The 26111-nt window shown below is 72.3% G+C and carries 22 protein-coding genes; 12 read left to right on the forward strand and 10 right to left on the reverse strand.

The annotated features are described in order from the left end of the window. Window positions 1-41: 41 nt before the first annotated feature. On the reverse strand, window positions 42-1130 hold the full coding sequence (locus ACWDR0_RS18275; protein WP_456352705.1) for a TolB family protein: 1089 nt from the start codon (window positions 1128-1130) through the stop codon (window positions 42-44). 434 nt (window positions 1131-1564) lie between these two features. On the opposite strand from ACWDR0_RS18275, the gene ACWDR0_RS18280 reads away from it, so the two are divergent. After that, a complete protein-coding gene (locus tag ACWDR0_RS18280) occupies window positions 1565-2701 on the forward strand; it encodes a hypothetical protein (protein ID WP_456352706.1) in 1137 nt (378 codons plus the stop codon). Here ACWDR0_RS18280 and ACWDR0_RS18285 read toward each other — a convergent pair. Together ACWDR0_RS18285 and ACWDR0_RS18290 are read right to left on the reverse strand one after the other, a co-directional pair. Continuing rightward, window positions 2652-3446 carry a GNAT family N-acetyltransferase gene (locus ACWDR0_RS18285; RefSeq protein ID WP_456352707.1) on the reverse strand — a complete coding sequence of 265 codons (795 nt, stop codon included), beginning with the start codon at window positions 3444-3446 and terminating at the stop codon, window positions 2652-2654. The genes ACWDR0_RS18280 and ACWDR0_RS18285 overlap by 50 nt on opposite strands. Further along, window positions 3443-4315, reverse strand: a complete 873-nt coding sequence (locus ACWDR0_RS18290; RefSeq protein ID WP_456352708.1) for a class I SAM-dependent methyltransferase — start codon at window positions 4313-4315, stop codon at window positions 3443-3445. Before ACWDR0_RS18290 ends, ACWDR0_RS18285 begins: the two co-directional genes overlap by 4 nt. A 281-nt stretch (window positions 4316-4596) precedes the next feature. On the opposite strand from ACWDR0_RS18290, the gene ACWDR0_RS18295 reads away from it, so the two are divergent. Next, entirely contained in the window at window positions 4597-6087 is a 1491-nt protein-coding gene (locus ACWDR0_RS18295; protein WP_456352709.1) for a N,N-dimethylformamidase beta subunit family domain-containing protein, read from the forward strand. A 45-nt stretch (window positions 6088-6132) separates the two neighbouring features. Here ACWDR0_RS18295 and ACWDR0_RS18300 read toward each other — a convergent pair whose 3' ends face one another. Both ACWDR0_RS18300 and ACWDR0_RS18305 read right to left on the reverse strand, forming a co-directional pair. Further along, a complete protein-coding gene (locus tag ACWDR0_RS18300) occupies window positions 6133-6840 on the reverse strand; it encodes an HAD family hydrolase (RefSeq protein WP_456352710.1) in 708 nt (235 codons plus the stop codon). Between the two features lie 193 nt (window positions 6841-7033). After that, window positions 7034-8197: a serine/threonine protein kinase gene (locus ACWDR0_RS18305; protein ID WP_456352711.1), complete on the reverse strand. Its 1164-nt coding sequence runs from the start codon at window positions 8195-8197 to the stop codon at window positions 7034-7036. Between the two features lie 379 nt (window positions 8198-8576). On the opposite strand from ACWDR0_RS18305, the gene ACWDR0_RS18310 reads away from it, so the two are divergent. From ACWDR0_RS18310 to ACWDR0_RS18325, 4 genes are all read left to right on the forward strand, one after another. Next, a complete protein-coding gene (locus ACWDR0_RS18310) occupies window positions 8577-9878 on the forward strand; it encodes an extracellular solute-binding protein (protein ID WP_456352712.1) in 1302 nt (433 codons plus the stop codon). A 301-nt stretch (window positions 9879-10179) separates the two neighbouring features. Next, entirely contained in the window at window positions 10180-11175 is a 996-nt protein-coding gene (locus ACWDR0_RS18315; protein ID WP_456352713.1) for a carbohydrate ABC transporter permease, read from the forward strand. Further along, window positions 11172-12104 carry a carbohydrate ABC transporter permease gene (locus tag ACWDR0_RS18320; protein ID WP_456352714.1) on the forward strand — a complete coding sequence of 311 codons (933 nt, stop codon included), beginning with the start codon at window positions 11172-11174 and terminating at the stop codon, window positions 12102-12104. The genes ACWDR0_RS18315 and ACWDR0_RS18320 overlap by 4 nt, the downstream gene beginning before the upstream one ends. Before the next feature lie 298 nt (window positions 12105-12402). Continuing rightward, a complete protein-coding gene (locus ACWDR0_RS18325) occupies window positions 12403-13500 on the forward strand; it encodes a radical SAM protein (protein WP_456352715.1) in 1098 nt (365 codons plus the stop codon). On the opposite strand, the gene ACWDR0_RS18330 is transcribed toward ACWDR0_RS18325, so the two are convergent. The 3 genes from ACWDR0_RS18330 to ACWDR0_RS18340 are packed head-to-tail and all read right to left on the reverse strand — an operon-like array spanning window position 13482 to window position 16218. Next, window positions 13482-14495, reverse strand: a complete 1014-nt coding sequence (locus ACWDR0_RS18330; protein ID WP_456352716.1) for a GHMP family kinase ATP-binding protein — start codon at window positions 14493-14495, stop codon at window positions 13482-13484. The genes ACWDR0_RS18325 and ACWDR0_RS18330 overlap by 19 nt on opposite strands. After that, the gene (locus ACWDR0_RS18335; RefSeq protein ID WP_456352717.1) at window positions 14492-14986 is read right to left on the reverse strand and encodes an NUDIX domain-containing protein; all 495 of its coding nucleotides are present in this window, start codon (window positions 14984-14986) and stop codon (window positions 14492-14494) included. The genes ACWDR0_RS18330 and ACWDR0_RS18335 overlap by 4 nt, the downstream gene beginning before the upstream one ends. A gap of 41 nt (window positions 14987-15027) precedes the next feature. Further along, window positions 15028-16218, reverse strand: a complete 1191-nt coding sequence (locus ACWDR0_RS18340; RefSeq protein ID WP_456352718.1) for an NAD-dependent epimerase/dehydratase family protein — start codon at window positions 16216-16218, stop codon at window positions 15028-15030. Between the two features lie 299 nt (window positions 16219-16517). Here ACWDR0_RS18340 and ACWDR0_RS18345 point away from each other — a divergent pair, with 299 nt between their 5' ends. Further along, entirely contained in the window at window positions 16518-18302 is a 1785-nt protein-coding gene (locus ACWDR0_RS18345) for a hypothetical protein (protein WP_456352719.1), read from the forward strand. Between the two features lie 264 nt (window positions 18303-18566). Here ACWDR0_RS18345 and ACWDR0_RS18350 read toward each other — a convergent pair whose 3' ends face one another. Both ACWDR0_RS18350 and ACWDR0_RS18355 read right to left on the reverse strand, forming a co-directional pair. Further along, window positions 18567-19502 (reverse strand): SCO1860 family LAETG-anchored protein, encoded by a 936-nt coding sequence (locus ACWDR0_RS18350; protein WP_456352720.1) that lies wholly within the window; start codon window positions 19500-19502, stop codon window positions 18567-18569. A gap of 430 nt (window positions 19503-19932) precedes the next feature. Then, window positions 19933-21018: an amidohydrolase family protein gene (locus ACWDR0_RS18355; protein ID WP_456352721.1), complete on the reverse strand. Its 1086-nt coding sequence runs from the start codon at window positions 21016-21018 to the stop codon at window positions 19933-19935. A 158-nt stretch (window positions 21019-21176) separates the two neighbouring features. Here ACWDR0_RS18355 and ACWDR0_RS18360 point away from each other — a divergent pair, with 158 nt between their 5' ends. From ACWDR0_RS18360 to thpD, 5 genes are all read left to right on the forward strand, one after another. After that, entirely contained in the window at window positions 21177-22286 is a 1110-nt protein-coding gene (locus ACWDR0_RS18360) for a pyridoxal-phosphate-dependent aminotransferase family protein (RefSeq protein ID WP_456352722.1), read from the forward strand. 358 nt (window positions 22287-22644) lie between these two features. Continuing rightward, window positions 22645-23184 (forward strand): diaminobutyrate acetyltransferase, encoded by a 540-nt coding sequence (gene ectA / locus ACWDR0_RS18365; protein ID WP_456352723.1) that lies wholly within the window; start codon window positions 22645-22647, stop codon window positions 23182-23184. A 135-nt stretch (window positions 23185-23319) separates the two neighbouring features. Continuing rightward, window positions 23320-24588 carry a diaminobutyrate--2-oxoglutarate transaminase gene (ectB, locus tag ACWDR0_RS18370; RefSeq protein ID WP_456352724.1) on the forward strand — a complete coding sequence of 423 codons (1269 nt, stop codon included), beginning with the start codon at window positions 23320-23322 and terminating at the stop codon, window positions 24586-24588. An 84-nt stretch (window positions 24589-24672) separates the two neighbouring features. Further along, entirely contained in the window at window positions 24673-25071 is a 399-nt protein-coding gene (locus tag ACWDR0_RS18375; protein WP_456352725.1) for an ectoine synthase, read from the forward strand. Between the two features lie 3 nt (window positions 25072-25074). After that, complete coding sequence (gene thpD, locus ACWDR0_RS18380) at window positions 25075-25986, forward strand: ectoine hydroxylase (protein ID WP_456352726.1); 912 nt, start codon at window positions 25075-25077, stop codon at window positions 25984-25986. Window positions 25987-26111: the final 125 nt, after the last annotated feature.

Below are 26111 nucleotides of genomic sequence, written 5' to 3' on the forward strand. Positions count from 1 at the left end.
GCCGGCCGGACCGCCCGGGACGGTCAGAAGAAACGGGACGGTCAGAAGAAGCGGCGGACGAAGACGTCGGAGGTGCCGTTGGTGTCGCCGGGGACGATGGCGTCGGCCGTCGACTGGAAGACCACATCGCGTCCGCCCGAGCCGACCGAGTCGGTCCCGGCCGTCGCGGGCTGGTCGGAAACGGTCTCGTCGGTTCCGGCCAGCAGGTCGCGCAGGACGAGCGAGGGGCCGTTCGGGTCGTTCGGGGCGTACAGCAGATGGCGGCCGGTGGGGTCGATGGCCACGCCCTGCACGCCCGCCACGAGTTGGGCGCTGCCCGAGGCGGTGTCGTGGACGTAGGTGTCGGGGCCGGAGAGATAGACGACCTTGCTTCCGCCGTCGGCGAGCTGGACGAGGGAAGCGCTCGCGGACGGGCCTTCGAGGGGGCCGGATGTGGTACCGGTGGTCCGGTCCCACAGATAGACGCCTTCCTTCGGGTACCCGAGGTCCTGGTAGGCGACGTAGCGGCCATCGCCGCTGACGGACGGCCGGGCCGGAGCCGCGCTGCCGAGGGAGGCAATCGTCTGGAAGCCGCCGTTGCGGTCGGCGACCACGACGTCCCGGAGCAGCCCCGGGTAGCGCAGGGCGCCGAAGGCGAGGTAGCGGCCGTCCGCGCTCAGCGACGGCTGGCCGCAGCGGTAGCAGGTAACGGGAAAAGTGCCCAGGTCCAGCGAGCGCTGCTGAATCCGTTCGGGGGTCCGGCGCTGCGCCGGAGCGGTGGCCGCGACCTGTCTCCCGTCGCCGCTGATCGCCGGGGTCCAGCCCTCGGTCAGGGGCTCCGTTCTGGTCTGGCCGGTCTGCCGGTCGTGGACGTACACCTCGTTGCCGTCCTGTCCCGGGCCGTTCTTGAGCGAGGTGAAGACGATGCTGCGGCCGTCGGGGGTGATCGAGGCGGCGCCGTAGCCCTCGTCGGTCGCGACGCTGATCCTCTCGACACCGACACCGGTTCCGGTTCCGGCCCCCGCACCGGCCGCCGCGGTCCCCGGCCCCGCCGTGGCGGCCGCGGGCGCCGCGACCACGCAGACCACGACCGCCGCGCTCAGGACCGCCCGTAAAGCTCCGCCGGTGTTCCGATTCGCGATTCTCCGCATGTTCCCCCCAGACAGGACACGTTTTCCCCTCCGGGTCTCCACCGGAGGACCGGGGAGCATGCAATCGCGGCGGCTCCGCGGAGTCAACGCCTCATCCGGCGCATGCGCGAGTTCCCGTCACTCCCCCGGGCCCTGCCCGCCCCCGGCACCGCCCTCGACCGGCTCCGCGCCGCTCCCGCGCCCGGCCCGCCTGCTCATCCCGTCCCCCACCGGGAAACGTGCGCGTGGAATCGGCCGGAGCGCGGTGGTTTCCGGTCGTCCTGGCGGTTTCGCGCGTATCTCCGCGGGCTCTGGCCATGATCGGCTGGGGCGTGCCGGACCGGCCCCGGCGGCGGCCGGGGCGGGCGCACGGCCGTGCCGGTCGGCGCAGACCGGGCGCCGGTGCGCGGCCGGATCGCCCCGCCGCCCGACCGACCGCATGGAGGAGTGCCCCGATGTCCACCGCTCGTGCACGTGTCAGTTCGGCCGTGATGACCCATCCCGTACGCCGTGAGCAGGCGCAGGAGCTGAGCGACCGGCTCGGGCTCGGCGGGCTGGCCCTGGACCCCGATCCGGGCGGGCCGCCGTCCGCGCTGCGGACGGCGCTGGTGGCGTGGGGGCGCGCCGCGGAGGGGGCCACGCACCATCTGATGATCCAGGACGATGTCGCCGCGCCCGACGACTTCGTCGACCTGGTGGCGCACTGCGCGGACCGTTTCCCGGACGACGCCCTCGCGTACTACACCAACTGGCACGCCCGGAACGGCTCGGCGGCCCGGCTCGCCGCGCTCGCGGGGGCCGGGTGGGTGCGGGCGGTGCCGGAGGAGTTCACCCCGACGCTGGCCATCGTGCTGCCGGTGGCGCTCGCCGCGGACTTCCGGCGGTACGCGGACGGCAGCGCGGAGCGCCACGACGACGAGCTGATGGCCGCGTTCCTCGGGGGCGCGGGCCGGCGGCCCGCGCTGCTCGCGGTGCCGACCGTCACCGAGCACACCGGCACCAGCAGTATCAACGGGCACGCGGCGCAGGGCGTCCGGCTCGCGGTCTGCCCCACGGAGTCCGCGGACGCCCGGCCGCTGCTGCTCGGGGGCTGGGTGCTGGAGGAGCTCGACTGGCTGCCGTACATGCGGTACGGGGAGGGTTTCATCCGGCTGCCGGGCCAGGACGCGACGCCCGCGGCGCGCCACCACTTCACCTGGCGGGAGGCGCTGCCGCGGACGGGTCTCTCGGAGGCGGCGGTCCTCGGCACGCTGGGTTCGCGCGATCCGGCGGAGGAGAAGCAGGCGCACGAGGTGGCGGCGGTGTTCGGCGCGTCCTTCGCCGACGAGCTGTGGATCCACTGTCTGCTGCTGGGTGTCCAGGCGCGGGCCGCCGCCCGCCGGTACGCGCCCGGGGGCGGAGTGCCGGAGGAGAGCGCGGCGGCCGCGCGGTTGCGGGCCGCCGCGGTGTCCACGGTCGGCCCCGCGGGACTGCCGCCGGAGCGGCGCCCGGAGGCCGGCCGGGAGCACACGGAGCTGCTGTCCGGGTACGCCCTGGCGGCCGTCAGCTCCGGGGAGCGGCTTCCGGAGCGGGCCCTCGCAGATCGAAGGTGACCCAGACGGCCGGTTCCCAGTAGACGGCCCGGTCGCGGGCGCGGTCCACGCGCAGGGTGGAGAGCCCCTCGGGGAAGACGTAGTCGCCGTCCCCGGGGAAGGCCATCCCGGTCCAGCTCTCCCACTCGGCGACCGTGCCGCTGATCCTGGAGGAACGTTCCATCGCGGCGGTGACGGTGCCGCCGAGCCGTACCTGGGTCCGGATCCAGGGGTCGAAGGGCTCGCCGTCCTCCCGGGTCCAGGCGGCGTACCGCTCGATGGGCGCCAGGGGGTACCGGTGCTTCCAGATCGGCCGCAGCGGCACGATGAGATGGTCGAGGCCGTCGGCCCTGGCGAGGTCGGAGAGATGGGTCAGCAGGGCCTTGGAGTGGCCCGCCCCCTGGTGCTTGGGGGCGACCTCCACACCCAGGGCGACCAGCGCGGTCGGTTTGCGGCCGGTGTCCCGGGCCCGGAAGGCGGCGCTGATGGAGTCGTCGAGGCCGGTGCCGAGGTCCTGGGGGGTGCCGTCCCAGACCCGGGGCAGCGAGCGCCCGGCGCCCAGGATCTCGTCGTCCTCCTCGTCGTACAGCAGGAACTGGTAGTCGCGGAATTCTTCGAAGAGACGGTTCCAGTGGGTTTCGTTGATGTCGCCGTGCAGATTGTATTCGGGGACGACACCGGCGAAGACCTCCGGAATTCTGTCCCAGAGCTCGGGCCGTTCCGAATGGTGGACGAAGCGCGGTTCCGTACGGTTCTCACTGCTCATGCGGCGGCCCCCTCGGCGGGCTTGACGGCTTCCCAGACGATGACGATCGGAATACCGTCCCAGGCCGCCCTGGCCGCCTCGGAGATGTGTTCCTCATATCCGCCGGGGGCGAGACTGCCGTTGAACAGGGGCTCGTAACAGGCGCGTACGACGAGTCCGGCGTCGGTGAAGGCACGGAAATAGTCGGCGGCCAGATGGACATGGTTGCGGACGAAGGCGAGCGCGTCGTCACCCGCGACGAACAGGCACTGGCCCTGGAGGGTGATGACGAAGGGGTGCATATCGGAGACGATCACCCGGCCGCCGGGCCTGACCACCCGGGCCAGTTCGGCGACCGGTCCGGTGAGATCGGGCAGATGCGTCAGGGCGAGGGTGCTGACCGCGAGGTCCACGGAGGCGTCGTCCAGCGGCAGCTTCTCCAGCCGACCCTCGTGGAACTCGCCGTCCGGCACCTTGCGCCGGGCGTGTTCCAGCATGTCGGGGGACTGGTCCACGCCGATGGTGCGGTATCCGCGGGCCGCCAGGGCGGCGGTGGTGCGGCCGGTGCCGCAGGCCGCGTCGAGGGCGGTGGCGACCGGCCCCCGGTCGAAGAGCCGGTGCATCACGGGCTCCTCGACCTGCAGATACGAGCTGGGCAGGGAGTCGTAGATGCCCGACCAGGCGGCGTATCCGGCGCCCGCGTCCAGCTCGCCGACGGACGCTCCCCCGCCGGGCAGCCCCTCCCCGGCACCGTCCGCGAACTTCCTGATCTCGTCCAGCCGCCGTTCCAGGAACGCCTCGTCCGCATCGATGGCGTTACGCAGCAGCGCCAGCCCCTCGATACCGAGGACGAGTTCCCTCACCCGGAATTCCGATTTCTCCGATGTCATGGACACCCTCTCGACCGGGGTTTCCGTCCCGAAACCCACTGTTTCTCTTCCGGTACCGCAAGATGCTTCCCGGTAGCTTCCGCGCGCACTTCCCCGAACTTCCGGACATGACCTCTGCGCGCTACCCAGGCGCCTCCTTCCGCATTCTTGAAACGTTTCAGTTGGCCGGATTCCACTGGCGAAAGTCCGGTCTACTCCAGGTGTGTTGTTGCAGCGGGCACCTTCTCTTAACATCGGGCGCCGTCGGCCCATGAGGGGCCGGTTCACGAGGGGGAGGCACTGTGATCGAGGGGTACGCGGGGCGGGAGAGCGTGACGGCGGGCGGAACGCTCGCCCTCCATGTGTCGACGGACGCGGCGGCGTTCCGGGTCCGGTTCCACCGGCTGGGCCGGCAGCTGACGCAGGTGGCGGAGACGGGCCCGTACCCGGGGGTACGGACCGATCCGCCGCCGCATCCGGACGGGGTGGCCGGGCATGCCTCGCCCGCGGTGGACTGGGGCTTCCCGGAGTACCGGATCGCGATACCCGGCGACTGGCCGCCGGGTATCTATCTGGCGCATCTGGTCGAGGAGCCGGCGCCGGGCGGCGAAGGGCGGGCGGAGCCGGTACCGCCGCTCGGCGACGGGGACATCGAGGGCTTCGCCCGGGAGTTCTTCGTGGTGCGGCCCCGGCGGCCGGGGAGCCACGGCCGGATCCTGTACAAGAAGTCGACGTTCACCCGGCACGCCTACAACCGCGGGGACCGCGAGGACGCCCAGCGGGCCGGGAGCCTGTACGACAACCCGGTGTACGGCACCGGCGGCGACGGCTACCCGCGGGGTCACCGGCTGAGCATGCGCCGCCCCGGCGGGGTGATCGACCTCGCCTGGTGGGACGCTCCTTTCATCGCCTGGCTGGAGCGGTGCGGCTACGCCGTCGAGTACTGCACGGACCTGGACCTGCACCGGGACCCGGAGCTGCTGGCCCCGTACGACCTGCTGCTGAGCGTCGGGCACGACGAGTACTGGAGCACGGCGATGCGCGAGCACACGGCCGCGCATCTCCGGGCGGGAGGCAATGTCGCCTTCCTCAGCGCCAACACCTGCTGGTGGCGGGTGCACCTGACGGACGACGACACCGGGTTCGTCTCGGACACCGACCACCACGTCGACGGCGTGTTCCCGCATCTGCCCTCGACGGACCTGTGGTGGGCGGCCCCGCCGGACGGGGTCGGCCTGCCGGAGAACACCCTGACCGGGGTCAGTTTCCGCAACGGCGGAATGTGGCCCGGCGAGTGGCCCGGCGACCGGCCCAGAACCGGCTACCGGGTCCAGCACGCCGGGCACTGGGTGTTCGAGGGGACCGGTCTGCGCGACGGTTCGGACGGCGGCCCCGCGGACTTCCTGGGCGCCGGGACCCCGCTGATCGGTTACGAGTGCGACGGCGCCGCCTTCGCGTACGACGAGCGCGGCACCGCCCGGGCGACGGGCGAGGACGGCACCCCCGGCTCGTTCCTGATCCTCGGCCTGTACGAGCTGTCGCCCGTCAACGAGGACGTGACCACCATGAAGTGGGGGCACTGGAACTGCCCGGCGCGGGAGCCGGAGCGGACCGGTCCGCGCGCCGCGACCATGGGCGTGCACACGGTCGACGGCGGCGGAACGGTCTTCACGGCCGGGACCACCGACTGGCCGGTGGTCTGCGGACGGGAGGAGGACCCGGGGGTGGTCCGGGTGACCCGCAACGTCCTGGACCGGCTGTCCCGGCGCGGCGGGGAGACGACCGGCCCCTGACGCGCCGTACGAGCCGGGTGACCCCGCCCGCCCCCGGCCGCCCGGTCAGGGCGGTTCCGTGAGGGCGAGCAGTGTGGCGATCCGGGCCGCGCCCCGCGGGAGCGGTGGCGCGGCGCCCTCCACCGCCCGGTCGGGGCGGTGGAGGTGCGCCGCCCGCATGCCGGCGGCCAGTGGCCCCAGCACATCGGGCTCCCACATGTCCCCGACGAACAGCGTGCGGCCGGGGGTGGTGCCGCAGGCGTCGAGGGCGGCCCGGTAGATCAGAGGGTGCGGTTTGCGCGCCCCCGCCCGGGCCGAGCTGACGGAGACGTCGACCAGTGCGCCGAGGCCGGCTTCGGCCACGGCCCGGTCGAGGTCCCAGAACCAGTTGGAGCAGACCACGATCCGCAGGCCCCGGGCGCGCAGCCGGGCCAGCGCGCCGAGGGAGTCGGGGAACAGCTCCAGGGTCAGGGTCTTGGTCGCCCGGTCCAGTTCGACGGCGACCTCGCCCGCCACATCGGCGGGTACGCCCCGGTCCATGGCCCGGCGGCGCAGCCGGTCCACCTCCCAGGCGCGGTAGGCGGTCTCGGAGACCGAGTGCCGCCGGTGGTCCTCGCCGTCGGCCGGCCCGGCCGACCACATCTCGCCCCACCGGTCGGCCGCGGTGTGCAGACCGCGGCCGCGCAGGACGGAGTCGTGGGTGGGCGGCAGCGGGGGCACCATGCGGACGAGCGTCCCGTAGAAGTCGAGGACGACGGCGTCGACATCGTCCACCGGGGTGCCGTCCACCGGAGTGCCGCCCGGCCCACCCGCCGGTTCCCCGTTCCGGTCCGGACCACCCGGCCCGCCGCCGGAGCCCGGCACGTCCGGCGGCCCGTCCGCCCCGGCGGAACCACCGGCGGAACCTCCTGTGCCGGTAAGGCCCGTGGCACCCGCCGCGCCCGTGCCACCCACCGCGCCCACCGCGTCAGTACTTTCCGTGCCGGCGCGGGAAGTAGTCCTCGCAGCCGCCTTCGCGCTCGATGTCGACGGTGGCGCAGTGCAGTCCGCCGCCGAAGGGGCCGACGGCCCGGAACGGCACCGGGACGATCTCGAAGCCGTACCCCGCGAGCTGCTCCGACAGCTTCACCTCGTTCTCCTCGATGCAGAGCGTGTCGGCGTCGAGGTTGAGCATGTTCCCGGCCAGCCAGGGGCTGCAGAAGGAGAGCTTCGGCGGGTGGTCCCAGCTCGCGGGCTGCACCGCCTCGACGATCTCCCAGTCGTTGAGCCGGAAGAACTCCATCAGCTCGGGGTCGGCGAGCCGTTCGCCGCAGTGGAGCACCAGACCGGGCCGGAGCGGCACCCAGGTGGCGTCGATGTGCAGGGGGTGGGTGTTGGTGGAGGTGACGGCGTGCACCCGGTGGTCCGGGAAGTGCCGCTTCAGCCAGTCGTAGCCGCTGCGGTTGGTCACGAACGACAGCTGGACGAAGAGGTCCTTGCCGAAGCGGGCCACATCGGCCGCGTCGAAGAGGGGCTCCTCCTCGGTGAGCACCAGGTCGTAGTCGCGGACCTTCGCCAGCTGCACCTCGGTGGGCAGCGAGTTGTAGGTGTCCCAGAACTCCGTGTGGTAGCTGGCGTCGGTCAGCCGCGGCTTGGGCGCCGCCTCCCAGCGCATCCGGGGGTCGGCCTTGAAGAGGTCCTGGAGGAGGGGCCGGTAGCAGAGGTACTCGTACCAGCGGCTGCGGTACGACATGGTCGCCTCCAGCACCTCGCTGCCGACGGTCAGCAGCAGGTCGCGGGGCGGCATACAGCCCGACATGGTCTCCTGGGTCCAGTCGGGCGTCGAGACCTGCTGGTTGAAGTCGACGGGCGTGGGCCGGTCCACCCGGATCCCGCGCCGTCGCAGCATGTCGGCGAAGTTGTCGAGCTGTTCATTGGCCTCGGCCGTCATGTCCTCGGGCATCGGGCCGTAGGTGCCGAGGGGGAAGCCGTCCTCGGGGAAGTCGCGCCGTACCGCCGGTTCGGGCGCCTGGACCACCGCCGCGTCGGCCCTGCCGACGATGACATGACGCAACGGGTCCCAGCCGTTCCACGAGTTGACCCGGACGGGACGTCCGCTGGTTCCGCCGTTCGTCGTGCCGTGCTCAGTCACCGGTCCACACCCTTCGATCGGGGACGCAGGAGAGTTCGCCAACAGCGCGGACCGGAGATCCGGTCCGCCGGAGGCCCGTGGAGATCACGGGAGATCACGAGAAAAATGAGCCAGTGGGCACACCTCAGTCAAGGGCACCCGAGCCGGTCATCCCCCTCATTCACGCCAATTCGGCGGCCTTGGGTGATCGAAACGGGCCGAGGAGTAGATGTGCGGGCCCTTACACACAAAGGCCCGGGCCGTGCAGGAACATTTCATAAAGCGCCGTCCGATCCTGGCCAAAAAGAGCTGCCGGGGTAGTTCGGCGCACTTTGCTGGGTAGATAGGAGCCCGGTTCGGCCAGTTCCGGAGAGATCGAATCCTCGAAAGGGGGACAGTCATGCGACGATCCCGTTCTCGCACCGCCGTCCGTACCTCAGGCGCCCTGGTCCTCGCCCTTGCCGCGGCGGCCTGCGGTTCGGGCGGTTCCAACGGCTCCGGCGGTGGTGGCGGCTCGGACGAGCTGACCGTGTGGCTGACCATCGACGCCCGGGAGAGCTGGCCCGGCCTGATCACCGCGACCAACAAGCGCTTCGCCGAGCGATATCCGGGGGTCCGGGTCGATGTGCAGTTCCAGCAGTGGACCAGCAAGAATCAGAAGATTGACGCCGCATTGGCCGGCCGGGACGTACCAGACGTGGTCGAGATGGGCAACAGTGAGACGACCAATTACATCATCAATGGCGCGTTCAGCCCGGTCGACGAGCAGAAATTCGACCATTCCAAGGACTGGCTTCCGGCTCTTGCGGACGCGTGTCGCCTGAACGGGAAGACTTACTGTGTGCCCTACTACGCGGGGGCCCGTGTGGGCATCTACCGGACGGATCTCCTCCGCGAGGTCGGTGTCGCAAAAGCGCCCACCACCTATCCCGAACTGCTCTCGGTTCTGGACAAACTGAAGGCCCGTTTCGGCCGTACCGACAAGAACTTCTCGGCCTTCCATATGCCCGGCCGCTACTGGAACGCCGCGATGGCCTATGTGAAGGACGCCGGGGGCGAGATGGCCGTCCAGGAGAACGGGCGCTGGCGGGGCGCGCTCGCCGACCCCGCGTCGCTCAAGGGCCTCACCGAGTGGAAGAAGCTGCTCGACACCTACTACACGGGCGACCGCTCCAAGGACAACAGCGACGAGCCCGCGATCGTCGGCCAGGGCAAGACCGGCATGTTCTACGGCAACACCTGGGAGGCCAACGCCGCGGCCGATCCCAAGGCCGGCGGCAACCCGGCGGTGAAGGGCAAGTTCGCCACCTTCCCGTTCCCGGGCCCCTCGGGCGGGCTGCTGCCGCCGTTCCTCGGCGGCTCCACCCTCGCCGTACCCGTGAAGTCCCGGAACCAGGAGAAGGCCCTGGAGTGGATACGGCTCTTCACCGACCGGCAGTCGCAGCGCACGCTCATCAAGGCCGAGACGCTGCCCAACAACACCGTGCAGCTGAAGGATGTGCCCGCCGACGGCATCAACGGCGCCGCCGCGGTCTCCGCCACCAAGGGCTGGGTCACCCCGCTCGCTCCCGGCTGGGTCGCGGTGGAGAAGTCCAATGTGCTGCCCGAGATGCTCCAGTCGATCGCGACCGGAAAGAAGTCGGTCGAGCAGGCGGCCCGGGACGCCGACCGTGCCATCGACGCGGTGATCAACGACAACTGAACCGGCGACAACCGAACGTGCCGCCGGACGGCCGGTGACGACCGGCAGCCCCGCCCGCCTCCCCTTCCGCCCCTTCCGCCCCTTCCGACCCTTCCGCCCACCTCCCACCCCCGGCTTCCCCCTTCCCCCGCCCCCATTCCCCCGTCCGCCGCCCCGCGGGGGCCGGGTGCCCACGCGCCCGTGCCCCGCTCCGCGCTCCAGTGCCCGCCGGGCGATACCGGCGGGCCGGGTCCGGCTGTGCGCGCCCCCGGCCCGGGGCGCCCCCACCGCCGCGATCCGACGAACCGAGGAGACCCCCCGCATGGCGACCGCAGATCCACCCCATCCAGCCGCCCCCAATCCCCCGTCCCGGGCGCCGGTGCGCCCCTCACCGGGCCGGGACCGTCCCGCCCGCTCCTGGCGGACGCTGCGCCGCCGGGCGGTGCCGTACGTCCTGATCGCGCCGACCGTCCTGGCGCTCGCCGCGGTGCTCGGCTACCCCCTGATCGAACTGGTGCTGCTCTCCTTCCAGGACATGACCCGGCGGGAGCTGTTCGCCGGCACCGAACCGCCCTGGGCCGGGCTCGACCAGTACCGCACGGTCCTCTCCGACGACTTCTTCTGGGTGGTCGTCGGCCGCACCGCCCTGTTCACCCTGGTCTGCACGGTCGCCACCATGGGCACGGCGATGCTGGTCGCCCTGCTGCTGCGGCATGTCTCGCCCTGGGTACGGCTGGCGACGGGCGGTGTCCTGGTCGCGGTCTGGGCGATGCCGGTGATGGTCGCGGCGGCGGTGTTCCGCTGGCTCGTGGACCCCGAGTTCGGGGTCGCCAACTGGCTCCTCGGATGGCTGCCCGGGGTCTCCCTCGACCGGCACAACTGGTTCGAGAACCCCTGGCAGGGGTTTGCGGTGATCGCCGCCGTGGTGATCTGGGGCTCCCTGCCGTTCGCCACCATCACCCTCCAGGCGGCGCTCACCCAGGTGCCGCCGGAGCTGGAGGAGGCGGCCCGGGTCGACGGCGCCGAAGGCCCCAAGGTCTTCCGCCATGTCGTCTTCCCCGTGATCCGGCCCGCGTTCGTCATGGTGACGTCGCTGACCGCGATCTGGACCTTCGGCGTCTTCAACCAGATCTGGCTGATGCGCTCGGGCACCCCGGAGAAGGAGTACTACCTCCTGGGCGTCCACTCCTTCATCGAGTCGTTCGCCGTCAACCGCTACAGCACCGGGGCGGCGATCGCCGTGATCACCGTACTGCTGCTGCTCGCCGGTGCGGTGGTCTACGTACGCCAGCTGGTCAGAATGGGAGAGGCCGAGTGAGCACCGACGGCAGCATCGACACCGCCCCCGGTCCCCGGCGCACCGCGCCCGGCCCGGCCCCGGCGGCCCGGCCGCCCTTACCCCCCGTACGGAGAAGGAAGGGGCGGCGGCGCGGGCGTACCCGGCTCGCCAACACCGTTGCCCTGCTGTTCTGCGCCGTGATGGCGTTCCCGGTCTACTGGATGCTGCTGACCGCGCTGCGCCCGGCCTGGGAGATCCGCCGGAACCCGCCCAGGCTCTGGCCGAGCGGGCTCACCCTGGAGAACTTCCGCCGGGCCATGGAGTCGGAGACCTTCTGGTCCAGCGTCCGGGCCAGCGCCCTGGTGGGCGTCGGGACCGTGCTGATCTCCCTGGTGATCGGGGTGCTCGCGGCCTATGCGGTGGCCCGGTACGCCTTCCTGGGGCGCCGGGTCTTCGTCCTGGCCATCCTCTCCATCCAGATGATCCCCCTCGCCGGTCTGATCATCCCGCTCTATCTGCTGCTCAGCGACGCCGGTCTGACGGACAGCCTCACCGGGGTGGTCCTCACCTATCTGGTCTTCATGCTGCCGTTCACGGTCTGGCTGCTGCGCGGCTTCGTGGTCGCCGTCCCGGCCGAGCTGGAGGAGGCGGCCATGGTCGACGGGTGTACCAGGGCCGGGGCGTTCCGCCGGGTGCTGCTGCCGCTGCTGGCCCCCGGACTCGTGGCGACCTCGGTCTACTCCCTGGTCCAGGCGTGGAACGAGTACGTCCTCGCCTATGTGCTGCTCTCCAGCGACGAGAAGCAGACCGTCTCCATCTGGCTGGTGTCCTTCCAGACCACCTTCGGTACCGACTACGGCGGTCTGATGGCGGGCGCCACCCTCACGGCCCTGCCCGTGGTGGTCTTCTTCCTGATCGTGCAGCGGCGGGTGGCGAGCGGACTGGCGGCGGGCGCCGTCAAGGGATGACCACCCGAGCTCCGCCCCCGTACCGCCTCCGCCCGGCCCGGGCCCCACCCCCGGGCCGGGCCCGCCCCGCACCCCCGGCCCGTCCCGGCCGTACCGCGTCCGGGAACGTCCCCGCCGGGGCGCACCGACCGGACGGCCGCCCGCCGCTTCCCCGCCCCGCGGCCGTCCCGCCCGCCGCAGATGCGCGCGCCGCCGATGCCGTCGGCGCTCCCCCGCATTGCTTCCCCCCCATACCTCAGCCGGTCGCGGACGCCCGCCGACGGGCCCCGCGGCCTGCTTCCGAACAGCAGGAGATCCCGTGACGTCCGACCGTCTTGACCTGGTATCCAAGCTCTACCAGCCGTCCAACTGGCCCCGGGTGCTGGAAGTCGCCTCCGGGCAGCGCTCCACCGCCCCGCTGGTGGTGGACCTGGACCCGACCACCTTCTGCGATCTGGCCTGCCCCGAGTGCATCAGCGGCAAGCTGCTGAACCAGGGCCGTTTCACCCCCGAGCGGCTCGCCGAACTGGCCCGTGAGCTGGTGGAGATGTCCGTCCGCGGCGTGGTCCTGATCGGCGGCGGCGAGCCGCTGGCCCACCGCGGCACCCGGCAGGTGCTGCGCACCCTCGGCGAGGCCGGTATCGCCATCGGAGTGGTCACCAACGGCACCATGATCCAGCAGAATCTCGACGAACTGGCCCGGTACACCTCCTGGGTGCGGGTGTCGATGGACTCCGGCAGCGCCGACACATACGGCGTGTTCCGTCCCGACCGCAAGGGGCGCAGCGTGTTCGACAAGGTCGTCGCCAATATGCGGCTGCTGGCCGCGGAGAAGCGGGGTGCACTGGGCTATTCGTTCCTGATCATGAGCCGCCGGCAGCCGGACGGCACGATCGTCAGCAACCACCACGAGGTGCTCCAGGCGGCCCGGCTCGCCAAGGACATCGGCTGCGACTACTTCGAGTCCAAGGCGATGTTCGACGACGGGCACCATGTCATCCAGATGCCCGAGGAGATGCTCGCCTCCGTCGTCGACCAGCTGCACGAGGCGGAGAAACTGGCGGACGACGGCTTCGAGATCATCGACTCCTCGACCCTGACGACCCTGCGCAACCGGGTCGGCCCGGTGCAGCCGAAGGAGTACCACAGCTGCCCGGTGGCGGAGCTGCGGACGCTGATCACCCCGTCCGGGGTGTACGTCTGCTCCTACCACCGGGGCAATCCGCTGGCGAAGATCGGTGACGCGGTGACCGAGAAGCTGCCCGACATCTGGGCGGCGGCGGACCGCGGGATCGTCGACCCCAGCCGGGACTGCCGCTTCCACTGCGCCCGCCACCGCTCCAACCTCGAACTCCACAAGATCGGGGCCGGAGCGGCGACGGCGGAACCGGTCGAGGACTACGACCCGTTCATCTGATCCGGTACGGCCCGGGGGCGGGTGTCGCCCGCCCCCGGGCCCGGTCCGGCCGACGCCCGGGTGGGTATCACCCGGGCGTCGGGGTGTGCGGTGCGCAGGGCCGCGCGCAGCGCGGCGGCGGTCTCTTCGGCGTCGGCCGCGCGGCAGACGCCCACCAGGGCGCCCCCGCCGCCCGCGCCGCTGAGCTTCAGCGTCAGTCCGGTGGTCCGCAGCGCCAGCGCGCGCAGCGACTCCAGCAGCGGTGTCGACATCCGCTGGTGGTCCCGCATGGTGGTGTGGGCCCGGTCCATGGCCTGGGCCAGGGCGCCGAGTTCACCGGCCCGGATCGCGGCCCAGGCCTCGCCGGAGGCGGCGTCGGCCTCCTTGAGATAGGCCGCCAGGGCGGGGTCGCCGTCCCTCAGCTGGGCCCGTACGGTCCGGATGTGGTCGGAGGTGTCCTTGCGGGAGGCCGAGTCGAGGACCAGGACCGCCCAGTCGGCGGGGAAGGCGGACCGCTCGGTGACGGCGGGCAGCCCGGTGGGCCGCCCCTCCAGCAGCAGCGCCCCGCCCTCGATGACGGCGAGATGGTCCATGCCGCCGCCGTTGAAGTGCGCGAACTCGAACTCGTAGGCCCAGCGCGCGAGCGTGGCCACCGGGACGCTGTCCGGTGCGGGGACGGCGGCGCCGGTGTAGGCGAGGAACAGGCCGACGATCAGGGCGGTCGAGGAGGAGAGCCCGCTGGCGGCGGGCGCCTCGCTGGTCACGGTGGTGGCGGGCGGGCGCGGGGGCAGTCCGTCGAGCCGGGCCCGGAGGAAGTCCCAGACCTGGTCGGCCCACTCGCCGGTGGCCGCCGGGGGCGGCCCGGGGACGGTGGTGACGACCGTGGGCAGGTCCAGGGCGACGCTGACGCTGCGCCCGCCGAGCCAGTCGAGGTCCTCGCCGGACAGACAGGCCCGGCAGGGCACCGGGGCGCGGACGGCCCCGGCCGGGGCTTCGGTGTGCGTGGGTCCGTTCACCGGGCCTGGAACCTCCCCGTGGCGGTGAATTCGCGGTACATCTCCAGCACCGCGGCGGTGGCCTTGTGCAGCGGGGCGGGCGGGTCGTCGGGATGCCGCCAGACGGCGGTGACCACCTCGCCGGGGTCGGGGGTCAGCTCCCCGGACCAGGTCCGGGCGGTGAAGAGCAGGGCGAAGCAGTGCATCACGTCGCCGTTGGGGTAGGTGAGGGTGTGCAGCCCCGGGTCGGAGAGGGAGCCGAAGGCCACCAGATCCTCCCGGCGCACCACCAGGCCGGTCTCCTCCTCCAGTTCGCGTACGGCCGTACCGGCGAAGTCGCTGTCCTCCTCGCAGGCCCCGGCCGGAATCTCCCAGAGCCCGTTGTCGGCGCGCTGCTGGAACAGCACCCTTCCGTCGGGGGCGGTCAGGAGGACCTGAGCGCCGGGCATCAGCAGCAGCCGGCTGCCCACGGACTGCCGCAGTGTCCAGACGTACGATCCGACGTAACCCATGCGTGCCGTTCCCTTTCGTTCACCGGCCGTGGCCGCCGGTGTCACGCCGGCTCCGTCAGCCAGGCGGGCACCGCGTCCGGCGTGGCGTTGAGCCAGCGCACGTACCGGTCGACACCCTCGCGCACGCTGATGCCCGGGGTCCAGCGGAGCAGTTCGCGCATCCGGTCGGTGGCGGCGTAGCCGCCGAGCGGGTCGTCGGCGGGGCGCGGGGTGGTGAGGAAGCGGGCGCCGGGGTAGTAGGGGGCGATCAGCTCGGCGACATCGCGTACGGAGGTGGCTATTCCGGAGCCGACGTTGACGGTTTCGCCGACCACTCCGTCCTCGACCAGGGCGAGCGCGGTGGCGGCGGCGATGTCGTCGACGTGGACGAGGTCCCGGACCTGGTGGCCGCCGCCGTTGAGCCGCATCGGGAGTCCGGCCCTGGCGTGCATGGCGAGCCAGGCGACCATCCAGGAGTGGCTGCCGGGCTTGGGGGTCTGGGGGTCTCCGTAGACGGAGAAGTAGCGCAGGATCGCATAGTCGGTACCGGTGCCGGCCAGCAGTAACCGGGTCTGGTGCTCGCCCCAGAGCTTGGAGTTGGCGTAGACCGAGAGCGGGTGGGCCGCCTGGTCCTCGGCGAAGCGCTGGGGGCCGTCGAGCGGGGAGGTGCCGTTGCCGTAGACGGCGGCCGACGAGACGAAGACCATCCGGCGCACCCGGGCGGCCGCGGCCTCCTCCAGAACGGTCTCGGTACCGGCGACATTGGCCTCGAAGGCGATATCGGGGCGGCGGGTGCAGGCGGCGACGTCCGCGAAGGCGGCGGCGTGCACCAGCAGGTCGGCGCCGTCCATCACCCGGCGTACGGCGTCCCGGTCGCCGACGTCGCCGACGACCAGTTCGGCGCCGGAGCCGCGGGTGCCGAACCGTTCGTGGACGGCCTCCGGATAGGCGTCCATCCGGTCCAGCACGACGACCTCGGCCTCGGCGCCGAGAAGGAGGGCGGTGAGCCTGCTGCCGACCAGTCCGCCGCCGCCGGTGACCACGATCCGGGAGCCCCGGAGCTTCTCCAGCCTGGCCGGGACCGAATTCTCCGCGCTGTTTTCCACGATGGATTCCGTTTCCTGTTCCGCAGTGTTCCCCGCCACCCGGCCCGTCCCGTCGTTCAGGTCCTTGTTCCGGCCGTCGTTCCGGTCTTCGTTCCGGTCTTCGTTCCGGCCCGGTACGGCGTTGGCGCCAGCGTTCGTGCCCGGCATGCAGACTCCTTGCGGCCGATACGGCCGTTCGTTGGTGAATCGTGTACAGCAGCCAGCATGACGATCTTCAACGGCCGGAACCAGGGCGCCTTTTTGGCACTCTTGCGGACGGTGAAAGCGGCATCGTAGTGTCCGGATTCGTATGCGGCCCGCCGGATTCCCCTACCGCTATTCGGCCAGCGCGGCGGAAAACCGTTGCGAAAGGGCGGAACAGACGGGGAACGGTGAACCGCCCGACGGCGCGCGGGACACCGGAGGGGTCCGGCACGGGCCGGCCCGGAACGGAGCACGGAGGTTCTGTGACGTCTTATCGTCTGAGCGGCGCGGTGATGACCCATCCGAAGCGGCTCGCGGCCGCCGAGCAACTGGCCGGCGCCGCACCTCCGGGGGCCCTGCGGGTGGTCATGGACCCCGACCCGGGCGGCCGCCCCTCGGTGCTGCGCACGGCGCTCGCGGCCTGGTCGGCCATCGAGGAGGGCGCCACCCACCATCTGGTGGTCCAGGACGACATGCTGCTTTCCGACGCCTTCTTCGAACGGGCCCGGGCGGCGGTGGCGGCGATGCCGCACGCGGCGCTGGCGCTCTTCGCCCTCTGGGACTCCCGCAACGGCGCCGCGGTGCGCCTCGGGGCACTGGCCGGGGCGCGCTGGACGGCCGCCGTCAACGAGTACTTCCCCTGTGTGGCGATCGTGCTGCCGCGCGATGTGGCGGCCGGATTCGTGGAATACGGCAGGGCCCGGCTGGACGCCTGGCCCGACGACATCCTGATGCACCGCTTTATGCGCGACAACGGCATCCCCGGCTATGTGGCGGTGCCCAGCCTGGCCGAGCACGAGGATCTGGGCAGCATTTCCGGGAACGCCTTCCGGGGACCGCGCCGTTCGGTCTGCTTTCTGCCCGGCGACCGCCCGGCGGACGAGGATGTCCGGTTGTCGGGACTGCGAGTGGCACCCTTCTTCAAGAACGGTGTCGCCCAGTGTGCCGTCCGGCTCGAAGAGCCGGGCCCCCAGCGGTGGCTGCATCTTGAATGCGAGTCATTTCTGGAGGGCTCGGGAATTCGAATCGAAAGACTGGATTCGGCCATGCTGGGATTGACCGAAGTAGCGGACCGGGAGGCGGTACGCGGCACCTGGCTCACCGCCTTCGCCCTGGGCTTCGTCCACCGGCGGGACGGCCGCGGCGAGATCCCCGATCCGGCCCGGGATCCGGTGCTGGCGGAGGCGCTGGCGACGATCGGCCCCGGCGGCATCAGCCACCGCCGGTCCTACGAGCAGATCACGGAGGTACGGGACGAGCTGGCGGCGGTCGCCGGGGCGGGCCTGGCCGCCGGGCTGGCGGCCGGGGAGCGCCGTCCCGTACGGCGCCCGGCGGTCGCGGGCCCGGCCCCCGCGGCCGCGGCGCGCACCGTCGCGGTGGGCCTGGCGGGCGGGGCGAGCCCGCTGGGCGAGCACATCGCCCGGGGCCTCGCCGACAAGGGCTTCACGGTGACCCCGGCCGCCGCCGGGGGCGCGGCGGGGCCGTTGCGGGGGCTGGACGCGCTGATCGACCTCCGGCCGCTGCACCGGACGGGCGGCCGGGCCCCGGCTGGGGTCGCGCTGTCCGTCGTCGACCGGGCGACGGGCGCGGTCCGGTCGGTCCACACCCTCTATACGGGCGATCTGTACGGGCCCGGCTGCCCGCGCGATTCGGTGATCGGCGCACTGGTCTGGGACGCGCTGCGCTATCAGCCGCTGAAGCCGGCCGGTCCGGGGGAGGCGGGCGGACGGCCGCTTCACCCGCTGCACACGGCGGATCTGACGGACGCGCTCGCCCATGCGGTGGTCTCGCCCCCGGCGGAGCCCGCCGTGCTGCTCCCGCCGGCCGAGCCGGTGTCCGTACGGGATCTGGCTGAACTGGTACGGGAGTCGGTGCGGCCGGTGCCGCTGGAGAGCGCCCCGGCCCCGCGGCGCCGGACCACCGGTCCGGGTCCCGTACCGCAGGCTCCCCGGCTGCCGGGGTGGAAGCCCGTCCGGGAACTCGGCCGGGGGCTGCACGGGTTCTCGCAGTGGCTGGCGTACGAGGGCATCCTGCACGCGACGGTCTGAGCGGGCGTCACCGGGGCGCGGGCCCGTGCCCCGGTCCGGACGGGCCGCGCCGGAGGCGGCGCCCGGCCGCCGGTCACCGGGGGCCGGGCCGAGGGCGGCCGTGATCCGGCTGCCCCGGGGCGTCCGGCCGCCCCCGCGCGGGGGCGGCCAGGAAGGAGCGCGACCGCCCCCGCGCCGGGTGTGCGGCCCGTTGCGGTGCGACGGGGGCGGTCGCGGTCGTGGTACGGCCCGGGGACAGGGGCCGTACCCGTCGTGGCGGCCGGGTCAGACGCGGCCGCGGGCGCGGTTCCGCGCCACCAGCAGGGCGCCGCCGCCCAGGCCGAGGAGGACGGCCGAACCGCCCGCCAGATAGAGGGTGGTGGAGCTGCCGCCGGTCTCGGCGAGGTTCTCGGTGGGCTCGTCGCCGGTCTGGGTCTTCACCTCGGACTTCGGCTCCTCGGGCTGCTCCTTCTTCGGCTCCTCGGGCTTGGCCGCGGCCGCCTTCGGGGTCTCGCAGACGGCTTCGACCAGGGTGACGGCGCCGCTGACCTCGGCGACGTTCAGCTTCAGCGGATTGACGTCCACCTTGAGTTCGAGAGCGGTGGCGGCGGCCGTACGGGAGGTGGTGACGGTCCTCGACAGGTCGAGGGTCACCTCGCCGACGGCCGGTACGGCGATCCGGGTGCGGCCGCCCGCGGTGAGTGTGACCTTCTGGCCCAGGACCCGTACCGTACCGAGCACATTGGACTCGGCCACCGGCTTCTTCCCGGCGGCGCAGACGGCCCGCGAGGTGACCTGCTCGACCTCGATGAGGGAGAGCAGCGGCAGACCGGGCAGGTGCACCCGGGCCCGGGCCAGATTGGCGTAGCCCTCGGCCTTACCGCGGTCCGCGGTGGCCCGGGCGGTGGCGACGTCCGCCCTGAGCACTTGGAAGGCCCGTCCCCCGTCGACGCCGTCGAGCCGGACGGAGAGCGCGGTGCGCTCGGCGCTCGCGGGGGCCTGCACCTGGTTCAGGGTGGCGGTCAGCGGCACCCGGACGGACTTGTTGAGGAGGGACACGTCGAGCCCGGCGCGGAGGACGACCGCGCCCGCCCGGCCCTCCGTGCCGCCTCCGGTGGCCTGCGCCGGGCCGGCCAGCGCGACGGGGGCCGCGACCAGGGCGGCGGCGGCCGTGACGGCGGCGAGGCGGCGAGCGGGCAGGCCGAAGGCAGTGCTGTTCAAGATGGTGGAACCCCCACAGGAGAAAGACGTCGCGCACGGGCCACGGGGACACGCGGCCGGGCGACCGGGACGCCCACATCTTTACGCACTGAGAGTGAACTGACGGATACCCGGCGTCAGTTCACCCCAAAGAGGGGTTTCCGTGAGGACATTCGATTTCCAGGACACATCCGTTACCCGGAGCCCCTCCGGTCACGGCCCCTGAACGGTTCCGGAGCTGCCCGGAGCGGTCCCGGCGGGCGTTCCGGCCGGTGCGGCAGAACGGCCGGAAAAAGCTTCAACGACCGGAACCGGCCGGACGTCACGCCCGGTCAACACGGCGCCTCCCGCTCCGGGTCCGCGGAGCCGCCCGCCCGTGCGCTCCCGCCGGGCCGCCGGGAGCACGGCGGCCCGGCCGGATGTCGCCGCCGACCGGGACACCGCCGCGGGGTCAGCCGACGATCCGCCCGTTCAGCACCACCCGGCGGGGTGCCGCCAGTGCCCGTACGTCGGCGCGCGGGTCCTCCCCGTAGACGACGAGGTCGGCGGGCGCGCCCTCCACCAGTCCGGGCCGGCCGAGCCATTCCCGGGCGCCCCAGGTGGTCGCGGAGAGCGCTTCGACCGGCGGGATCCCGGCCTTCACCAGTTCGGCGACCTCGGCGGCGACCAGGCCGTGGGCGAGCGAGCCGCCCGCGTCGGTGCCGGCGAAGACGGGGATACCGGCGTCGTACGCCGACCGCACGGTGTCGTACCGCCGCTCGTAGAGCCTGCGCATATGGCCGGACCAGCGGGGGAACTTGGCCTCGCCGCCGTCCGCGAGCGCCGGGAAGGTGGCGATGTTGACCAGGGTCGGCACAATGGCGACGCCGCGTTCGGCGAAGAGCGGAATGGTGTCGTCGGTAAGTCCGGTGGCGTGTTCGACGCAGTCGATACCGGCCTCGACGAGATCGCGGAGCGAGTCCTCGGCGAAGCAGTGCGCGGTGACCCGGGCGCCGAGCCGGTGGGCCTCGGCGATGGCCGCCTCGACCTCGGCGCGCGGCCAGCAGGCGGTCAGATCGCCCGCCTCCCGGTCGATCCAGTCGCCGACGAGCTTCACCCAGCCGTCGCCGCGCCGGGCCTCGCGGGCGACGTAGGCCACCAGGTCGGGGGGTTCGATCTCATGGGCGTAGTTGCGGATGTAGCGGCGGGTGCGGGCGATATGACGGCCCGCCCGGATGATCTTCGGCAGGTCCTCCCGGTCGTCGATCCACCGGGTGTCGGCCGCCGAGCCCGCGTCCCGGATCAGCAGGGTGCCGGCGTCGCGGTCGGTCAGCGCCTGCTTCTCGCTGGTCTCGGCGTCCACCGCGCCGTGCGCGTCCAGGCCGACGTGGCAGTGGGCGTCGACCAGACCGGGGAGCGCCCAGCCGGTCACGGTGACCGCCTCCGCCGCGGGCCGCCGGTAGGTGATCCGGCCGCCGACGACCCACAGCTCGTCCCGGACGTCCTCGGGGCCGGCGAGCACCCGCCCCTTCACATGCAGCACCGTGTGATCGCTCATATCCGCACTCTACGAGGGCGGGGAACCGGCCCACGAGGGCGCGGCGGGCGCCGGGCGGGCCCGCCGGAGCCCCTCTGCCGGCTCGGTACCCTCGTGCGAGTGGCCGGAACATTCCGGCCCGAACCGAACCGTCCGACCGTCCGAAGAAGGCGCCCAACGTGACACATCCGTTTCTGGACCTCCCCCCGCTGACCGCCGACCGGTTCGCGGCCATCGAGCGGCGGGTCGCCGCCCTGCTCGGCACCGAGCAGGACGTCGTGATCACCCAGGGCGAGGCGCTGCTGCCGCTGGAGGGCTGCATCCGGTCCGGCGCCCGGCCCGGCTCCACCGCGCTGAACGTGGTGACCGGCCCGTACGGCCAGACCTTCGGCAACTGGCTGCGGGACGCCGGGGCGAAGGTCGTCGACCTGGAGGTGCCGTTCCACACCGCGGTCACCGCGGCGCAGGTCGAAGAGGCCCTGGCCGGGCACCCCGATATCGATTTCGTCTCCCTGGTGCATGCCGAGGCGGCGACCGGCAACACCAACCCGGTCGCGGAGATCGGCGAGGTGGTCCGGGCGCACGGCGCCCTGTTCATGCTGGACGCGGTGGCCTCGGTGGCGGCCGAGCCGCTGCTGCCGGACGCCTGGGGCGTCGATCTGTGCGTGATCGGGGCGCAGAAGGCGATGGGCGGCCCGGCCGGGGTGTCGGCGGTGTCGGTGAGCGGACGGGCCTGGGAGCGGTTCGCGGCCAACCCGGCCGCGCCCCGGCGCTCGTACCTCTCGCTCCTCGACTGGAAGGAGCGGTGGATCGACGGGGGCCGCCGGACTCTGCTGCATGCGCCCGCCCAGTTGGAGATGCTGGCGCTGGAGGCGTGCATCGAGCGGATCGAGAAGGACGGCCCGGACACCGTGATCGCCCGGCATGCGGCGGCCGCGGCGGCGACCCGCGCGGGCGCTTCGGCGCTCGGCGGCGGGCTGACGCCGTATGTCCACGAGGCGCGGGACGCGGCTCCGGTGGCCACGACACTGCGGACTCCGGCCGGAGTCGACGCGGCCGGTCTGGTGGCGGCGGCGCTGGCGGCCGACCCCTCGCTGCCGCTGGTCGCGGGCGGCGGCGCGCTGGCCGGGGAGATGATCCGGGTGAACCACTACGGCGCGGACGCCACCCAGGACGCGGTGCTGTCCTCGCTGTCGGCGCTGGGTGCGGCGCTGGCCGCCTCGGGCGCGGCGCCGGAGCCGGTGGACCAGACGGCGGCGCGGCGCGCGGCCCTGGCCGCCTGGGCGTAGCCGCCGCGCGCACGACCGCACATCCGCCCCGGGAAAAGAATTCCAGGGCCATAAATTCATAGCGGAACGAGTGAAAACGGGAAGCTTTTCGTCGCCTTTTGCGACGGCAGCTTCCCGTTTTCTTCTGCCCCGGTTCCCGGGCCCTAAACGCTAAAGTTACGACAGGGCGATCCGGTGATTCAGGGCATGTGACCGACCCCACAATGGGGGCATTTTGCGGCTTATTTTCCGGACGTATACGGGCAAACACCCGGAGGTCCGATGAGTACCTCGCGCCCGCGCGATAACACATCGCCGCCGTCTCCCCAACCCGCAGCGACCATGCATTACTTGAATTCCATCGGTAAGTTGAACCGGCATGAACACCGCGCAGGACGACCTGGTACGAGCCGATTCCCGCAGTGAATTCACCGTTATCGAAAGCCCCCGTGTCGAGGACGGGGCCGCGCTCTGGCGTATCGCCCGCGACTCCGAGGTCCTGGACCTCAACTCCTCGTACAGCTATCTGCTGTGGTGCCGCGACTTCGCCGCCACCTCGCTGGTGGCCCGGGGCCCGGACGGGGAGCCGGTCGCGTTCGTCACCGGCTACGTCCGTCCCGACCGGCCCGCATCACTGGTCGTCTGGCAGATCGCGGTGGACCGCGGACACCGGGGCCGCGGTCTGGCGGGCGCACTGCTGGACGCGCTGACCACCCGGGTGACGGCGGAGCGGGGCATCCGGCAGCTGGAGACCACCGTCACCCCCGGCAACACCGCCTCGGACCGGCTGTTCCGGGCCTTCGCCGAGCGCCGCGGCGCATTCCTCGACCGCACCGTCCTCTTCGACGGACCGCTGTTCCCGCCGGGCGCGGGCCATGAGCCGGAGCTGCTCTACCGCATCGGGCCGCTCGACCGCTGAGCGCCACGCCGCGCTACGCCGCGCCGCGCCGATCCACGGCGCACCCGCCCGCGGCCGGCGCCCGCCCGCCGCCGTACGGGCGTCCCGCGCCCCGTCCCGTACGAACCGATCCGCCCCACACCCCCGGGAGAGACCGTGACCATCACCCCGCCCGCCCTCAGCGTCTTCGAAACCCTGGAGTCGGAGGTCCGCAGCTACTGCCGCGGCTGGCCCGCCGTCTTCGACCGGGCCCGGGGCAGCCGCCTCACGGACGAGGACGGCCACTCCTACCTGGACTTCTTCGCCGGTGCCGGCTCCCTCAACTACGGGCACAACAACCCCGTACTCAAACGTGCCCTGCTCGACTATCTCGAACGGGACGGCATCACCCATGGACTGGACATGGCGACCACCGCCAAGCGGACCTTTCTGGAGACCTTCCAGAACCTGGTGCTCCGGCCGCGCGACCTGCCGTACAAAGTGATGTTCCCGGGGCCCACCGGCACCAACGCGGTGGAGGCGGCGCTGAAGCTGGCCCGCAAGGTGAAGGGCCGGGAGTCGGTGGTCTCCTTCACCAACGCCTTCCACGGGATGTCGCTGGGGTCGCTCGCCGTCACCGGGAACGCCTTCAAACGGGCGGGCGCGGGCATTCCGCTGGTCCACGGCACCCCGATGCCGTTCGACAACTACTTCGACGGCACCGTCCCCGACTTCCTCTGGTTCGAGCGGCTGCTGGCGGACCAGGGGTCCGGGCTGAACAAGCCCGCGGCCGTGATCGTCGAGACCGTCCAGGGCGAGGGCGGAATCAATGTCGCCCGGCCCGAGTGGCTGCGCGCGCTCAAGGAGCTGTGCGAGCGGCGGGACATGCTGCTGATCGTCGACGACATCCAGATGGGCTGCGGCCGGACCGGCGGCTTCTTCTCCTTCGAGGAGGCCGGGATCGTCCCGGACATCGTCACCCTCTCCAAGTCGATCAGCGGCTACGGGCTGCCGATGTCGCTCTGCCTCTTCCTGCCGGAGCTGGACGTCTGGGAACCCGGCGAGCACAACGGCACCTTCCGCGGACACAATCCGGCGTTCGTCACCGCGGCCGCCGCGCTGCGGACCTACTGGGCCGACGGCGAACTGGAGAAGCAGACGCTGGAGCGCGGCGAGCAGATCGAACAGTCGCTGCTGGCTCTCGCGGGCGAGGGCCCCGAGCCCGGCTTCGGCTTCCGCGGCCGCGGGCTGGTCTGGGGCCTTGAATTCCCGGACAAGGAGCGGGCGTCGGCGATCTGCGCCCGGGCCTTCGAGCTGGGCCTGCTGCTGGAGACCTCGGGCCCCGAGGGCGAGGTGGTCAAGCTGCTGCCGCCGCTGACCGTCTCCGCCGCGGAGCTGGACGAGGGGCTGCGGGTCCTGGCGCGCGCCGTCCGCGAGACCGTCTGACGCCCCCGTCCCCGTACCGCACGAGCACGAGCACGAACACGAACACAAGTATCAGCACGAGCGACAACGAGAGGTGACCACAGCGTGATCGTCCGATCCCTCGACGACATCGAGAACACCGACCGGCATGTGAGAGCGGCCTCGGGGACCTGGGAGAGCAAACGTCTGGTGCTGGCCCGCGAACGGGTGGGCTTCTCCCTCCACGAGACCGTGCTCTACGCGGGCACGGAGACGTCGATGTGGTACGCGAACCACATCGAGGCGGTGCTCTGTGTCGAGGGCACGGCGGAGCTGACGGACGACGAGACCGGCGAGGTCCACACCATCGGCCCCGGCACGATGTACCTGCTCGACCGGCACGAACGCCACACCCTGCGTCCGGTCACCGACTTCCGCTGCGTCTGTGTCTTCAACCCGCCGGTCACCGGCCGGGAGGACCACGACGAGAACGGCGTCTATCCCCTGATCACCGAGGAGGGCTGAACCATGGCGACCGCCACCGGCACCGCCGTACACCACGACCTCTATCCGACCCGCGGCCTCGCGGAGGTGACGACCCCGCGCCGGGATCCGGTCGTCTGGTCGGCGCCGGGCGCGCCCGGGCCGCTGCTCCCCGCCGAGCTGGCCTCCTACGAGCGCAACGGTTTCATCGGTGTCGAGGACCAGATCACCGACGAGGAGGTGGCGCTCTATCGCGCGGAGATGGAGCGGCTGATCGCCGATCCGGATATCCGCGCCGACGAGCGCGCGATCGTCGAACCGGCCTCGGAGAAGGTGCGTTCGGTCTTCGAGGTGCACCGGCTCAGCGCGGTCTTCGCCGCGCTGGTGCGCGACGAGCGGGTGGTGGGCCGGGCCCGCCAGATCCTCGGCTCGGACGTCTATGTCCACCAGTCCCGGATCAATGTGAAGCCGGGCTTCGGAGCCTCCGGCTTCTACTGGCACTCCGACTTCGAGACCTGGCACGCGGAGGACGGGATGCCGGGCATGCGCGCGGTCTCGGTGTCGATCGCGCTGACCGAGAACCGGGACACCAACGGCGGGCTGATGATCATGCCCGGCTCGCACCGCACCTTCCTGGGGTGCGCGGGCGCGACCCCGGACGACAACTACAAGCGCTCCCTGCGGATGCAGGAGGCGGGAACGCCGTCGGACGGGGCGCTCACCCGGTTCGCCGACGAGCACGGGATCCGGCTCTTCACCGGCCGGGCCGGCTCGGCGACCTGGTTCGACTGCAACTGCATGCACGGCTCGGGCGACAACATCACGCCGTACGCCCGCAGCAATGTGTTCATCGTCTTCAACAGTGTGGAGAACGCGGCGGTGGAGCCGTTCGCGGCGCCGGTACGGCGGCCGGAGTTCATCGGGGCGCGGGACTTCACTCCCGTACGCCCCGGATAGCACGGTTACGCGGGGGAGGGGGCGGGCCCGGCCGGACCCGCCCCCTCCCCCGTGCGATGCCGCCACCCCCTCCCCCGCGGCGGCCGTCCCCTCCGGCGGTCCGCACCGGCCGCCCCCTCAAGCGG

It is taken from the genome of Streptomyces sp. NPDC003691 (genome assembly GCF_053981115.1).

Bases quoted from the DNA above. Each gene is read 5' to 3' on its own strand.
- ACWDR0_RS18275 (WP_456352705.1), bottom strand. From the start codon at position 1,130: ATGCGGAGAATCGCGAATCGGAACACCGGCGGAGCTTTACGGGCGGTC.
- ACWDR0_RS18280 (WP_456352706.1), top strand. From the start codon at position 1,565: ATGTCCACCGCTCGTGCACGTGTCAGTTCGGCCGTGATGACCCATCCC.
- ACWDR0_RS18285 (WP_456352707.1), bottom strand. From the start codon at position 3,446: ATGAGCAGTGAGAACCGTACGGAACCGCGCTTCGTCCACCATTCGGAA.
- ACWDR0_RS18290 (WP_456352708.1), bottom strand. From the start codon at position 4,315: ATGACATCGGAGAAATCGGAATTCCGGGTGAGGGAACTCGTCCTCGGT.
- ACWDR0_RS18310 (WP_456352712.1), top strand. From the start codon at position 8,577: ATGCGACGATCCCGTTCTCGCACCGCCGTCCGTACCTCAGGCGCCCTG.
- ACWDR0_RS18315 (WP_456352713.1), top strand. From the start codon at position 10,180: ATGGCGACCGCAGATCCACCCCATCCAGCCGCCCCCAATCCCCCGTCC.
- ACWDR0_RS18335 (WP_456352717.1), bottom strand. From the start codon at position 14,986: ATGGGTTACGTCGGATCGTACGTCTGGACACTGCGGCAGTCCGTGGGC.
- ACWDR0_RS18340 (WP_456352718.1), bottom strand. From the start codon at position 16,218: ATGCCGGGCACGAACGCTGGCGCCAACGCCGTACCGGGCCGGAACGAA.
- ACWDR0_RS18355 (WP_456352721.1), bottom strand. From the start codon at position 21,018: ATGAGCGATCACACGGTGCTGCATGTGAAGGGGCGGGTGCTCGCCGGC.
- ectA (WP_456352723.1), top strand. From the start codon at position 22,645: ATGAACACCGCGCAGGACGACCTGGTACGAGCCGATTCCCGCAGTGAA.
- thpD (WP_456352726.1), top strand. From the start codon at position 25,075: ATGGCGACCGCCACCGGCACCGCCGTACACCACGACCTCTATCCGACC.